The sequence below is a fragment of the Serratia sp. HNCC26DJ244 genome (assembly GCF_057180565.1).
Genome location: NZ_JBXUGO010000016.1, coordinates 41,946 through 55,399, shown reverse-complemented (window position 1 = coordinate 55,399; position 13,454 = coordinate 41,946). Strand labels below are relative to the sequence as shown.

The 13,454-nt window shown below is 50.9% G+C and carries 11 protein-coding genes; 4 read left to right on the top strand and 7 right to left on the bottom strand.

Annotation, left to right across the window (positions count from 1 at the left end; genetic code table 11):
• Positions 1-222: 222 nt before the first annotated feature.
• Both xylB and xylA read right to left on the bottom strand, forming a co-directional pair.
• Positions 223-1,674: a xylulokinase gene (gene xylB / locus AC2A06_RS13375; RefSeq protein WP_484380613.1), complete on the bottom strand. Its 1,452-nt coding sequence runs from the start codon at positions 1,672-1,674 to the stop codon at positions 223-225.
• Positions 1,675-1,725: 51 nt separating this feature from the next.
• Positions 1,726-3,045, bottom strand: coding sequence for a xylose isomerase (gene xylA / locus AC2A06_RS13370; RefSeq protein WP_023489564.1), 1,320 nt, complete (start codon positions 3,043-3,045; stop codon positions 1,726-1,728).
• 434 nt (positions 3,046-3,479) lie between these two features.
• On the opposite strand from xylA, the gene xylF reads away from it, so the two are divergent.
• From xylF to xylR, 4 genes are all read left to right on the top strand, one after another.
• Positions 3,480-4,475, top strand: coding sequence for a D-xylose ABC transporter substrate-binding protein (gene xylF / locus AC2A06_RS13365; protein ID WP_484380612.1), 996 nt, complete (start codon positions 3,480-3,482; stop codon positions 4,473-4,475).
• A gap of 33 nt (positions 4,476-4,508) precedes the next feature.
• Positions 4,509-6,050, top strand: a complete 1,542-nt coding sequence (locus AC2A06_RS13360; RefSeq protein ID WP_484380611.1) for a xylose ABC transporter ATP-binding protein — start codon at positions 4,509-4,511, stop codon at positions 6,048-6,050.
• Entirely contained in the window at positions 6,028-7,227 is a 1,200-nt protein-coding gene (xylH, locus tag AC2A06_RS13355; RefSeq protein ID WP_484380610.1) for a xylose ABC transporter permease XylH, read from the top strand. Before AC2A06_RS13360 ends, xylH begins: the two co-directional genes overlap by 23 nt.
• 87 nt (positions 7,228-7,314) lie before the next feature.
• Positions 7,315-8,493, top strand: a complete 1,179-nt coding sequence (xylR, locus tag AC2A06_RS13350; RefSeq protein ID WP_484380609.1) for a D-xylose utilization transcriptional activator XylR — start codon at positions 7,315-7,317, stop codon at positions 8,491-8,493.
• A gap of 115 nt (positions 8,494-8,608) precedes the next feature.
• Here the strand turns inward: xylR and rraA are convergent, their stop codons facing one another.
• The 5 genes from rraA to ftsN all read right to left on the bottom strand — a co-directional run bounded on the left by rraA (position 8,609) and on the right by ftsN (position 13,277).
• The gene (gene rraA, locus AC2A06_RS13345) at positions 8,609-9,094 is read right to left on the bottom strand and encodes a ribonuclease E activity regulator RraA (protein WP_023490842.1); all 486 of its coding nucleotides are present in this window, start codon (positions 9,092-9,094) and stop codon (positions 8,609-8,611) included.
• A 92-nt stretch (positions 9,095-9,186) separates the two neighbouring features.
• Complete coding sequence (locus AC2A06_RS13340) at positions 9,187-10,101, bottom strand: 1,4-dihydroxy-2-naphthoate polyprenyltransferase (protein WP_484380608.1); 915 nt, start codon at positions 10,099-10,101, stop codon at positions 9,187-9,189.
• 102 nt (positions 10,102-10,203) lie between these two features.
• Entirely contained in the window at positions 10,204-11,538 is a 1,335-nt protein-coding gene (hslU, locus tag AC2A06_RS13335) for an ATP-dependent protease ATPase subunit HslU (protein ID WP_473196496.1), read from the bottom strand.
• Positions 11,539-11,550: 12 nt separating this feature from the next.
• Complete coding sequence (gene hslV, locus AC2A06_RS13330) at positions 11,551-12,081, bottom strand: ATP-dependent protease subunit HslV (protein WP_023490845.1); 531 nt, start codon at positions 12,079-12,081, stop codon at positions 11,551-11,553.
• A gap of 275 nt (positions 12,082-12,356) precedes the next feature.
• A complete protein-coding gene (gene ftsN / locus AC2A06_RS13325) occupies positions 12,357-13,277 on the bottom strand; it encodes a cell division protein FtsN (RefSeq protein ID WP_484380607.1) in 921 nt (306 codons plus the stop codon).
• Positions 13,278-13,454 lie beyond the last annotated feature (177 nt).

Genomic DNA, 13,454 nt, shown 5'->3' with positions numbered 1-13,454 from the left:
TTCTAAAACAAAGAGAAACGGTTGGCGATGGGAAAAACAACATATGAAAAAAAGAGCACACTATAGAAAGTCAGTAAATTCAAATCAATAAAATAATAAATTAACATAAAAATCAATGTATTATTAAAGTATGGGAACGCAATTGTGATGTGCCAGGAAAGGACGGATAGGTTAATAACTTGGCGTTGCGGTGACAACGCCAAGGGTTTTAGCGGTAAGAGATTACATTAGCGGTTGCAGGCAGCGATACAACTCACGGAAGGTAGCCCGTTGCTCGGTATAGTACTGGTGTCGCTCTGCATTGGGTTTATGTACCTGCTCCAGTGGTAATTGCGGTAATAGTGCGCTTAATGGCTGCTCGGGGTTGAGGGCAATCTGGGCCAGGCGAGCGGCCCCTAACGCTGGGCCGACATCCCCCCCGGTACGGTATTCCAGCTGTTGACCGCTGATATCCGCCAGCATCTGCCGCCAGAATGGGCTACGTGCCCCACCACCAATCAAGGTGATTGATGAAGGTTGCAGACCACTGGCATGCAGCACGTCCATACCGTCAGCCAGGGCAAATCCCACTCCTTCCAGCACCGCACGCGCCAAGTCATTGGGACCGTGTTGGTGAGTCAACCCCCAGAAGGCACCTTTGGCATTGGGGTTGTTATGGGGGGTACGTTCACCGGACAAATAGGGCAAGAACCACAGTGGCGCGGCCGCTGGTGTCGCCTGCTCAACGTTGCGTAGTAAAGTGGCGACACTGTCCACATTGGTGAGCTGGCAAGCCCAATCCAGACAAGCGGCGGCGCTGAGTATCACTGACATCAGATGCCAGGTTTGCGGTAAGGCATGACAAAAACTGTGTACTGCGCGCGCTGGATTACTGAGAAAACCGTCACTAACGGCAAAATAAACCCCAGAGGTTCCCAGTGACAACATGGCTTGCCCGGCTTGATATAAACCGACACCCACAGCACCGGCCGCATTGTCACCGCCACCCGCCACCACCGGTACCGATGGTATGCCCCAACGCTGAGCCAGTTGGCTATGTACCCGGCCAGTGATCTGGTTACCTTCAAACAGTATGGGCATTTGTCTGCGGGTTAACCCACAGGCATTGAGCATCGTATCGTCCCAGTCACGTTGGGCGACGTTCAACCACAGGGTGCCAGCCGCATCGGACATATCGCTGGCAAACTCGCCAGTGATGCACCAACGCAGATAATCTTTCGGCAATAACACCTTGTCGATTTGGTTGAAGAGTTGTGGCTCGTTTTCTTTTACCCATAGGAGCTTCGGAGCGGTAAACCCCGGCATCATCAAATTACCGGTAATGTCGCGCGAATTAGGAACCGCTTGCTCCAGAGTTTGGCATTGGGCAAAGCTACGACCATCGTTCCACAGGATCGCCGGACGCAGTACCTGTTGTTGCTTATCTAATAAGGTTGCGCCATGCATTTGGCCGGTCAGGCCAATGGCTTTAACTGCTTGCAGATTATGTTGCTTGCCTAATGCCAGCATGGCGCGGTCAGTGGCCTGCCACCAATCTTCAGGGGATTGTTCAGACCATAAGGGGTGAGGGCGTGAAATAGGTAAGGGTTCACTATGGCTGGCCAGCAACTGGCCTTGTTCCCCGAGCAGGATGACTTTTACGCCGGAAGTGCCGAGATCGATACCAATATACATAAGCACAAGTCCTTTAAGGCGCGGCGATTGAGGCCACCGCGCAACAGTGAATTAGCCGAACAAGTAACGGTTCACCAGGTTCTCCAGTTTTTCCTGCTGCCCACTGGCATGCTGGGGGGCCAAGGTCTGTTGTTCAGCGTACTGTGCCAACTCAGCAAGTGACAACTTACCTTGCAAGATTTGCTGGCCCAATTCGCCATTCCAACCCGCATAACGTTTTGCCACCAACTGGTGTAGCTTGCCGTCTTCGATCATCCGGGCTGCCACCTTCAATGCCAGTGCCATGGTATCCATTGCCCCAATATGACCATAGAACAGGTCATATTTATCGGTGCTTTGACGGCGCACTTTGGCATCAAAGTTGAGTCCCCCGGTGGTAAAGCCGCCCGCTTTGAGGATTTCAAACATCACTAGCGCATTCTCTTCTACGCTATTTGGGAACTGGTCGGTGTCCCAACCCAGTTGTGCGTCGCCACGGTTGGCATCCACCGAGCCAAAAATCCCCAATGCGATGGCAGTTGCTATTTCGTGGTGGAAAGAGTGACCTGCCAGCGTGGCGTGGTTGGCTTCAATGTTCACTTTGATCTCTTTTTCCAAACCGAACTGCTTGAGGAAGCCGTAGACGGTAGCGACATCATAATCATATTGATGCTTGGTTGGCTCCTGGGGTTTAGGTTCGATCAACAGTGTGCCTTGGAAGCCGATTTTATGCTTATGCTCAACCACCATCTGCATAAAGCGGCCAATCTGTTCGCGCTCCTGGCGCAGATCGGTATTGAGTAATGTTTCATAGCCTTCACGCCCTCCCCACAGCACATAGTTTTCCCCCCCCAAACGCTGAGTGGCGTTCATGGCGGTGAATACCTGGGTCGCCGCCCAACTGAAGACTTCAGGGTCTGGATTGGTCGCGGCACCTGCACCATAGCGCGGATGGGTGAAGCAGTTAGCGGTGCCCCAGAGCAGTTTCACCCCACTACTTTGCTGTTTCTCCGCCAACACGTCGGTCATAATGGCAAAGTTGTTCAGGTACTCTTTCAGTGTCGCCCCTTCCGGTGAAACGTCGATATCATGGAAGCAGTAGTAAGGCACATTCAGCTTATGGAAAAACTCAAAAGCGACATCAGCTTTGCGTTTGGCTAGCGCCAAGGCCTCCCCGGATTGCTGCCAGGGGCGATCAAAAGTTCCTTTACCAAACATGTCTACACCATTCCAGCAGAAAGTATGCCAGTAGCAAGCAGCAAATCGCAGATGGTCAGCCATGCGTTTACCCAAGATGATTTCGTCGGGATTGTAGTGGCGGAATGCTAATGGATTGGTGCTATTGGTACCTTCGTAACGAACTTGTTCAAGCTGATCAAAATAGGATTGCATGAGTGACTCCTCGCTAACAATGCCCGGTATAAAAGGGGCGGGATGCGTTAATCTTCAGAGTAATTAATGCAATGCTCAATTACGTTATTTCACACTTAAATTCACAGAATTATTAAATGTGCGCCGGATCTCATTATTGCTTCAATTGGTGCTATTAACCCTTGGGGCTGGCTGCATCGTTATTTCACCGCATAGAGCTTGATGGGTTTGTCACTGACGGCTTGTAGTTTGCATGAGTATAAAACATGATCGCTATCATAAATTTAACATTAAACCAAAAATCATAATTGGCCGATAAAAATCTGTAATTGCTGAATACACCATAAGTGATAACAATCCATGGGAAGTTTCGTAATTTATCCCGTTTCCTTTCAATTTATGTTGTCTGAAAGTGAGCGGAACACTATTTCCCTACACAACTAAAGGGTTATAAGATGAAATTCAAATCACTTCTTCTTTCTGCTTGTACACTTCTGCTGTTAGCCAGCCAAACGGGATACAGCAAAGAGATTAAAATCGGTATGTCCATTGATGATCTACGTTTAGAGCGCTGGCAAAAAGATCGCGATATTTTTGTAAAAAAAGCCGAGTCGCTGGGGGCGAATGTATTTGTCCAATCTGCCAATGGCAATGAAGAGACCCAGATGGCGCAGATCGAAAATATGATCAACCGTGGTGTCGATGTACTGGTGATTATTCCTTATAACGGCCAGGTGTTGAGTAATGTGATCAGTGAGGCAAAGCGTGAAGGGATCAAGGTTCTGGCTTATGACCACATGATTAACAACGCGGATATCGATTTTTATATCTCGTTCGATAATGAAAAAGTGGGCGAGATGCAGGCTCAAAGTCTGGTGCAACGGGTACCGCAGGGTAACTATTTCCTGATGGGCGGTTCGCCGGTAGACAATAACGCCAAGCTGTTCCGCAAGGGGCAAATGACGGTACTACAACCTTTAATCGACAGTGGGAAAATCAAAGTTGTCGGTGATCAGTGGGCCGACGGCTGGCTGCCAGAAAATGCGCTGAAGATTATGGAAAACGCCCTGACCGCTAACAATAATCATATTGATGCGGTGGTTGCTTCTAACGATGCGACGGCCGGTGGTGCTATTCAGGCTCTGGCTGCACAAGGGTTGGCAGGTAAGGTGGCTATTTCTGGTCAGGATGCTGATTTGGCGGCGGTAAAACGTATTGTGGCAGGCACACAAACGATGACGGTGTATAAACCGATCAGCAAATTGGCGAATGAGGCGGCAGATATCGCGGTACAACTGGGTAAAGGGGAACAACCTAAATCCAACGCCCAATTAAATAATGGCAATAAAGAGGTCCCTGCCTGGTTATTAACACCGGTTCAGGTGGATAAATCTAATATTGACAGCACTATTATTGCCGATGGCTTTCATAAGAAATCCGATATTAATTAGTTCCTGGCAAACCCGTCGTGGGGGGAGTAAATAATGCCCTGCCTGTTAGAAATGAGAAATATCACTAAACAATTCGGTGCAGTGAAAGCGGTAGATAATATCAGCCTGCAATTAGAGGCAGGCCAGGTATTATCTTTATGTGGTGAAAATGGCTCAGGAAAATCAACGTTGATGAAAGTGCTGTGCGGAATATATCCGCACGGCAGTTATCAAGGGGACATTTATTTTTCCGGCGACCTTATCACCGCGAAAACCATTCGTGACACCGAGCAGAAAGGGATTGCCATCATTCATCAGGAGTTGGCCTTGGTGAAACAGATGACGGTGTTGGAGAACATGTTTCTCGGTAACGAGTGGGGCCGTTTTGGGTTGATGGATTACGACGGGATGTATCTGCGTTGTCAACGCATGTTGGCGCAGGTCAAGTTGGAGGTTGATCCCAATACCCGGGTGGGTGAGCTGGGGTTAGGGCAGCAGCAACTGGTGGAGATTGCCAAAGCCTTGAACAAGCAGGTGCGTTTGCTGGTGCTGGATGAACCCACCGCGTCATTAACCGAAAGTGAAACCGCCACATTGCTGACGATCATTGCCGACCTGCGTGATCACGGTATTGCCTGCATTTATATCTCGCACAAACTTAACGAAGTGAAAGCCATCTCCGACGCTATCTGTGTGATCCGGGATGGCAAGCATATCGGTACTCGGCAAGCGGTTGGAATGAGTGAAGACGAGATCATTGCCATGATGGTGGGCCGTGAGCTGACCGAACTCTATCCACAGGAGCCCCATACCATTGGTGAGGTGGTCCTGCAGGTGGAAAACCTGACCGCCTGGCATCCGGTTAACCGACATATTCGCCGGGTAGACAATGTGTCCTTCACTCTGCGGCGTGGCGAGATCCTCGGTGTGGCCGGGTTGGTGGGGTCTGGGCGTACTGAAACCATGCAGTGTCTGTTTGGTGTTTACCCTGGGCGTTGGCAGGGCAGCATCACCATTGAGGGGCAAGTGGCGACCATTAATCACTGCCGTCAGGCGATGGGTTATGGCATCGCGATGGTGCCGGAAGATCGCAAACGTGATGGCATTGTACCGGTGATGGGGGTGGGCGCCAACATGACATTGGCGGCACTGAATGATTTTAGCGGGGCCTTGACGGTGCTCGATGATGCGCAGGAACAGGCCACCATTCAGCAATCATTAGCACGATTACGGGTAAAAACTTCATCCCCGGAATTGGCCATTGCCCGGTTGAGCGGGGGCAATCAGCAAAAAGCGATTTTGGCGAAGTGCCTGTTGCTGAACCCGAAAATCCTCATTTTGGATGAGCCGACGCGTGGCATTGATATTGGTGCCAAGCAGGAGATTTATAAGTTAATCAATCAACTGGTACAACAAGGGATTGCCGTGATTGTGGTTTCTTCCGAATTACCGGAAGTATTGGGATTAAGCGATCGGGTGCTGGTGATGCACCAAGGGCAGATCAAAGCCGATTTGGTGAACCGAAATCTGACCCAGGAACAAGTCATGGAAGCGGCCTTGAGGAGTGAAACACATGTCGAAAAGCACGCAATCTGAAGCAAGTTTACCGCCGATGGTGCAGGAAAATAGGGTGCAGAAAAAGCCTTTGCTGGGGCTAAAAAGCGTCAATCTGCAAGTGTTCGTGATGTTGGCGGCGATGGTCGTCATCATGTTGTTTTTTACCTTTACCACCGAAGGGGCCTATCTCAGTGCCCGTAATATCTCTAACTTGCTACGCCAGACGGCGATCACCGGCATTCTGGCGGTGGGCATGGTATTTGTGATTATTTCGGCAGAGATTGACCTTTCCGTGGGTTCAATGATGGGGCTATTGGGTGGGGCGGCGGCGATATTTGACGTTTGGTTCGGTTGGCCATTGCCATTGACCATTGTGGTTACGCTGTTGGCTGGGGTGCTGCTGGGGGCCTGGAATGGCTGGTGGGTGGCCTATCGCAAGGTACCGTCGTTTATTGTCACGCTGGCGGGGATGCTGGCTTTTCGGGGCATCCTGATTGGGATTACCAATGGCACTACGGTCTCCCCCACCAGCAATGCCATGTCGCAGATTGGTCAGAGCTATTTACCCAATGGGGTAGGGTTTGGTATCGGTGCTGTCGGGCTGATGCTGTTTGTTACCTGGCAGTGGCGGCGGCGCAGTAAACGCGCACAGTTGGGTTTACCGGTCACCACCGTCAATGGCGATGTGACTTGGCAGAGCATCATGGCTGTATTGGTGCTAGGGGCTATCTATCTGCTAAATGATTACCGCGGTGTGCCAACGCCAGTGCTGATCCTGGTGGCTCTGATGCTGGCGGGGATTTTTATGGCAACGCGTACTGCTTTTGGCCGGCGGATTTATGCCATCGGCGGCAATATTGATGCGGCGCGGCTTTCTGGTGTTAACGTAGAGCGCACCAAACTGGCCGTATTTGCGATTAATGGCCTGATGGTGGCGATTGCCGGGTTGATCCTCAGTTCACGTTTGGGGGCCGGTTCCCCTTCTGCGGGCAACATTGCCGAATTGGATGCCATCGCCGCCTGCGTGATCGGGGGGACCAGCTTGGCCGGGGGCGTCGGCAGTGTGGCCGGGGCGGTGATGGGGGCATTTATTATGGCTTCTCTCGATAATGGTATGAGTATGCTGGATGTACCGACGTTCTGGCAGTACATCGTCAAGGGGGCAATTCTGTTACTGGCGGTCTGGATGGATTCGGCCACTAAACGTCGGGTATAGCGGCTACTTCACGATTGTGGTGGCATTTTTCCTGCTCTTTGTCAGGTTGCGCCATGGAGAGAGCGGTGTTGATACTTAGGGAAACCCATGTTCAAGAAACGCTACCGTATTACTCTGCTGTTCAATGCCAATAAAGTGTATGACCGCCAGGTGGTGGAGGGGGTTGGGGAGTATTTGCAGGCATCACAAAGTGACTGGGATATTTTTATCGAAGAGGATTTTCGTTGCCGTATCGATAATATCAAAGATTGCTTAGGAGATGGCGTCATCGCTGATTTTGATGATCGGAAGATTGAGCAATCGTTACACAACGTCAATGTGCCGATTGTCGGTGTTGGCGGGTCTTACTACCGCCAACAGGATTACCCGCCAGTGCATTATATTGCCACCGATAACTACGCCCTGGTGGAAGCGGCGTTTATGCATCTGAAAGAGAAGGGGTTGAACCGCTTCGCCTTCTATGGTTTGCCGGTCGCCGTGGGCAAACGTTGGGCACAAGAGCGTGAGTATGCCTTCCGCCAGTTGGTAGCGGCAGAACAGTATCAAGGGGTGGTGTATCAAGGGATGGAAACGGCCCCTGAAAACTGGCAATACGCGCAGAACCGGTTGGCGGACTGGCTACAAACACTGCCTCAGCAAACCGGGATTATTGCAGTGACCGATGCACGCGCACGCCATCTGCTGCAGGTGTGTGAGCATTTGGATATACCGGTGCCAGAAAAACTCTGTGTGATTGGTATCGATAACGAAGAGTTGACCCGTTACCTCTCACGGGTGGCACTCTCTTCGGTGGTGCAGGGAACCCGGCAGATGGGTTACCGGGCTGCCAAGTTATTGCATCAGCTCCTTGATCAGCGGCAACTGCCATTGCAACGGATCCTGGTGCCACCGGTGAAGGTTATCGCGCGGCGTTCTACCGATTTCCGCTCCTTGCGTGACCCGGCGGTGATCCAGGCGATGCACTATATTCGTTACCACGCCTGCAAAGGGATCAAGGTAGAACAGGTGCTGGATGCCGTGGGCATGTCGCGCTCTAATCTGGAAAAACGCTTCAAAGATGAAACCGGCCAAACCATCCATAATGTGATTCATGAAGAGAAACTGGATCGCGCCCGCAATTTGCTCACCGCCACCTCGTTGTCTATCAACGAAATTTCACAAATGTGCGGTTACCCTTCGCTACAGTATTTCTATTCTGTATTTAAGAAAGGCTATGACATGACGCCGAAAGAGCACCGAGATCGCTATGGTGAAGTAGGATATTGAAGGCAAGGTCTGGCGTGATAGGTTTAATAGCCACTATGACTCAAGTTGCCATTTGCCAGCAACTTGAGTGAGTGTAATGAACCTGGCCAGCATGGTACTAACCACCCTGCGTTGGTTACTCGATATCGAGCGGATCTTCAGAAAGGATGATGCCGGTATTATCAGCGTAGAGATGGTCGCCAGAGAAGAAAGTGACACCGCCAAAGTTAACGCGGATATCGCTCTCACCAATGCCATCACTGGCTGCACCGGCAGGAATAGCGGCCATGGCTTGAATACCAATGTCCAACTCGGATAAGTCGTCCACCTGGCGTACCGCACCATAAACCACGATACCTTCCCAGGCGTTCTGAACCGCCAGACGAGCCAATTCCGCATTGATTAATGCACGGCGTACTGAGCCGCCACCATCAATCAACAACACACGACCAAGACCATTTTCTTCGAGCAGTTCAAACAACAGGCCGTTATCCTCAAAGCATTTCACGGTAGTAATTTGACCGCCAAATGAAGTACGCCCGCCAAAATTAGAGAACAGAGGCTCAACTACGTTGACCTCTTCCTGGTAGATATCACAAAGTTCGGAAGTATCGTATTTCATCGTATTTTACGTCGGTTTGCCGCTGGAATAATCAGTATATCCCTTTATTCGCCCTGTTGGCAAAATCATCACGGCATTCAGGTGAATACCCGTTAACTGAGAACCACCCCGATGGCAAATAGCACATTGGCGAACAAGGCGATTTTGACTATCTGCCCCATAAGTGGGCGCATACCTGTGGTCGTAGGGTCACGTAGCACGCGTAGGCCGTGTCGGAATAGAGCCGGAATAGCAAATATAAACAGCCAGCCCCATAAGCTGTGCAAATTAAACAGAGCAAACAAAGCAAAGCACAGCATGGCACCCACTAATAGCGAGACATAATAGTAACGTGCTTTCTGTGGGCCAAGGTGGACGGCCAGGGTATTTTTACCGTTGGCACGGTCGCTTTCGATATCCCGTAGATTATTGATGTTCAGTACCGCTGTGGCTAATAGTCCGCAGGCGGTGGCTGGCAGCATAACGATGCTATCGAAGGTGTGCGTTTGCAGATAGTAACTGCCAGCCACACTGAGCCAGCCGAAGAATATCAATACTGAAATATCCCCCAATCCCATATAACCGTAGGGCTTGTTACCAACGGTATAGGCAATGGCAGCAATGATCGCCAACCCACCCAGGATCAGGAATCCCACTACATCACTCAGCGTATCGCAGGCAACGGCAATCAGCCAACTGCCTGAAATAACCACCATAATTACCGTCAGCACCAATGCTCGCTTCATCTGACTTTGGCTAATGATGCCTTTTTGCATACCGCGTAATGGACCAATGCGGTCTTCTTTATCACTACCCTTAATCGCATCACCATAGTCATTGGCCAGATTGGAGAGTATCTGCAGTAGACCGGCGGTGAGTAGAGCCAACAATGCCACGACCGGTTTCAGGCTATCTTGCCAAGCCGCGATAGCAGAACCAACAACGATGGAGGCAAAGGCCAAGGGTAATGTTCGTGGCCGCAAACTTTCCAGCCAGGCTTTGGCCGATGTAGTGGTTAATAAGCTCATTTTTCACTTCAGTAAGTCAACAGATGATGCCTGATAAAAACAGATGTGGGAGGTTAGACCTCCCACATAGATAACTAGCAGTGCAATAATACAGCAAACTGATTACAGGATAAAACGACTCAGATCTTCATCCGCGACCAGTTCATCCAGGTGACTACGCACATAATCGGCATCAATGGTAAACGATTGGCCATTACTTTCACTGGCATCGAAAGAAATATCTTCCATCAACCGCTCTAGTACCGTGTGTAGACGACGTGCGCCGATATTTTCGGTGCTTTCGTTCACCTGCCAGGCTGCTTCAGCGATACGGCGGATGCCATCGGTGGTGAACTCGATGGTGACACCTTCGGTTGCCATTAAGGCTTTATATTGTTCCGTCAGCGATGCGCTCGGTTCCGTCAGGATGCGTTCAAAATCTTCGCTGGTCAGCGCTTGCAACTCCACACGGATCGGCAGGCGCCCTTGTAATTCCGGGATCAGATCGGCAGGGCTGGCAGTTTGGAATGCACCGGAGGCAATAAACAGAATATGGTCTGTTTTCACCATACCGTGCTTGGTTGACACGGTACAACCTTCCACCAGTGGCAGCAGGTCACGTTGTACTCCTTCACGGGAGACGTCAGGGCCGGAGCTCTGGCCGCTGCGCTTACAGATTTTGTCGATCTCGTCGATAAAGACAATACCATGTTGCTCAACGGCTTCTATCGCTTGCTGTTTTAATTCTTCCGGGCTGACCAACTTGGCGGCTTCTTCTTCCACCAACAGTTTTAAAGCATCCTTGATCTTCAGCTTGCGTGGTTTTTGCTTCTGCCCACCGAGATTCTGGAACATGGATTGCAGTTGGTTGGTCATCTCTTCCATACCCGGCGGTGCCATGATTTCTACCCCGATAGGGGCGCTCGCCAGGTCAATGTCGATCTCTTTATCGTCCAACTGACCTTCACGCAGTTTCTTACGAAATACCTGGCGTGCGGCAGAGGGTTCACTTTGCTCTTCTGACTGACCCCAGTTGTTTTTCGCAGGTGGGATCAGGACATCGAGAATGCGTTCTTCAGCCAGTTCTTCGGCGCGAATGCGGTTTTTTTCGATGGATTGCAGACGTACCATTTTTACCGCAGCATCGGTGAGATCGCGGATGATAGAGTCAACTTCCTTACCCACATAACCTACTTCAGTGAATTTGGTCGCTTCTACTTTGAGGAACGGCGCATTAGCCAATTTGGCCAGGCGACGGGCGATTTCGGTTTTACCGACACCCGTTGGGCCGATCATCAGGATATTTTTCGGGGTCACTTCATGACGCAACATTTCATTCAGTTGCATACGGCGCCAGCGATTACGCAGGGCAATGGCAACAGCACGTTTGGCTTGTTTCTGGCCAATAATGTGACTGTCCAGTTCACTGACGATCTCGCGCGGGGTCATTTCAGACATGTTATTCGATCCTTACGCTTTGGAAGGTAATTCTTCAATAGTGTGGAAATGGTTGGTGTAAATACAGATGTCTCCAGCGATACAGAGAGATTTCTCTACAATTTCGCGGGCGTTCAATTCAGTATTTTCCAACAGTGCGCGAGCAGCCGACTGGGCATAGGGGCCACCGGAACCGATTGCAATCAAATCATTTTCTGGCTGAATCACATCACCGTTGCCGGTAATGATCAATGAAGCATTTTCATCTGCAACCGCTAACAGCGCTTCCAGTTTGCGCAGCATACGGTCAGTACGCCAGTCTTTTGCCAGTTCAACAGCGGCTTTCACCAGATGGCCCTGGTGCATCTCCAGCTTGCGCTCGAACAGTTCGAACAGGGTGAAGGCATCAGCTGTTCCGCCAGCGAAACCAGCAATCACTTTATCGTTATATAGGCGGCGAACTTTTTTGACATTACCTTTCATCACGGTATTGCCCAGAGTGGCCTGACCATCGCCCCCGATCACTACCTGGCCATTGCGGCGTACACTTACAATTGTTGTCACGAGCAAACCCTTATTGCCGAGGGAAAAAAGCCCCCGTCGCTCTGTGGGAGCAGAAGCGACGGGGAATAATATTGAGAGTATAGACTCGCTGTCATTCAAGTGGCGGGGCCGCTGTGGTGCCAGTGGGGTTCTAATCCGTCTTGAACCATTGACTACCGAGTTGCCACCTGTCTACTAGTTGAATGAACCCGGCCGTACCTCTTGGTTAACCGTGCTGTTCACGGGTAATAAAGGGAGACGACCACCGAATAGAGATGGGGGATGGTTGACATTTTTCAACCCCCAACCGCAAGAGGAATACAATCTGACATCCCCATGCCTTTTAAACGAGCCAGGGCTTTGTCTGCTGCGGCACGGGTACTGTATGGCCCAAGCATCACACGGTTCCAGCCACCACCAGCAGTGATACGACTTTCGACACCGCTAAACGCTAATTGCGCTCGTACCGATTCCGCCTGCTCAGTGGCGTGGAATGAGCCACACTGTATCATCCACTTCTGCTTCGACTCAGGCTTGGTGTCCTGCTTGGCGGTTTCTTGTGGCTTGGTTTCTGGTTTCGGTTGTGGCTTCGGTTCCACCTGTCGGGTTTGAGCCGGTGGGGTAACCGGCTTAGGTTGCGTCACCACTGGTTTTGGCTGCTGCACAGGCTGTGGCTGAACCGCACTATCGCCATTGTTGAATGGGTTACGGGGTTGCTGTGTTACCTGTTGTTGTGGTGCTGACTGTTGTGGCGCTGACTGCGGATGTTCAGTGTTGCGCACCTGGGATGGGGCATTGTAAGGCACTTCAGACAACTGCGTTGGCCGCTGCTGCATATCAGCTTGCATTTGCTCGAGCAGTTGGCGTTGTTCATTGGTTATTTGAGTTTTGGAATTCACTTCACCACCGGCGGTTGGCTGGGTGGGTGACTGGACACCAATCTGGCGATTCTCCAGTTCTTTGATGTAACGCCAGCGCTCTTCCGGTTTTGGTGGCAGGCTATTCGCCGGGTGATTCCCATGCGCAGGAATCAGTGGCGCATCCCCTGGTTTGTTATGGGTAATAAAATAGAGGCCACTGATAAAGACAACCAGCAGGGCAACCGCCAGCGTCACCATGGTTTTAGATACTCCCGGGGAATTGCGTCTTTTACGGCTGGGGGCCTTGCGTCGCGCGGGTCCTGAGCGCCCTCGGCCTACATAGTCTCTTTGTGCCACTATAATTCCGCTGTATCCTGATTAAAGTTAAGGCCTATTGGTTTACCGTTATCTTGCAGGCTGTCGCGCGGTGACTGGGTTTATGCCCTTGACTACTCACCAGAGTAGCGGGTTCCGCGTCTGTTTGTTTACCACCGACCTGCAACTTCAATGGGCTGTGTATGTACCCGTTCTACT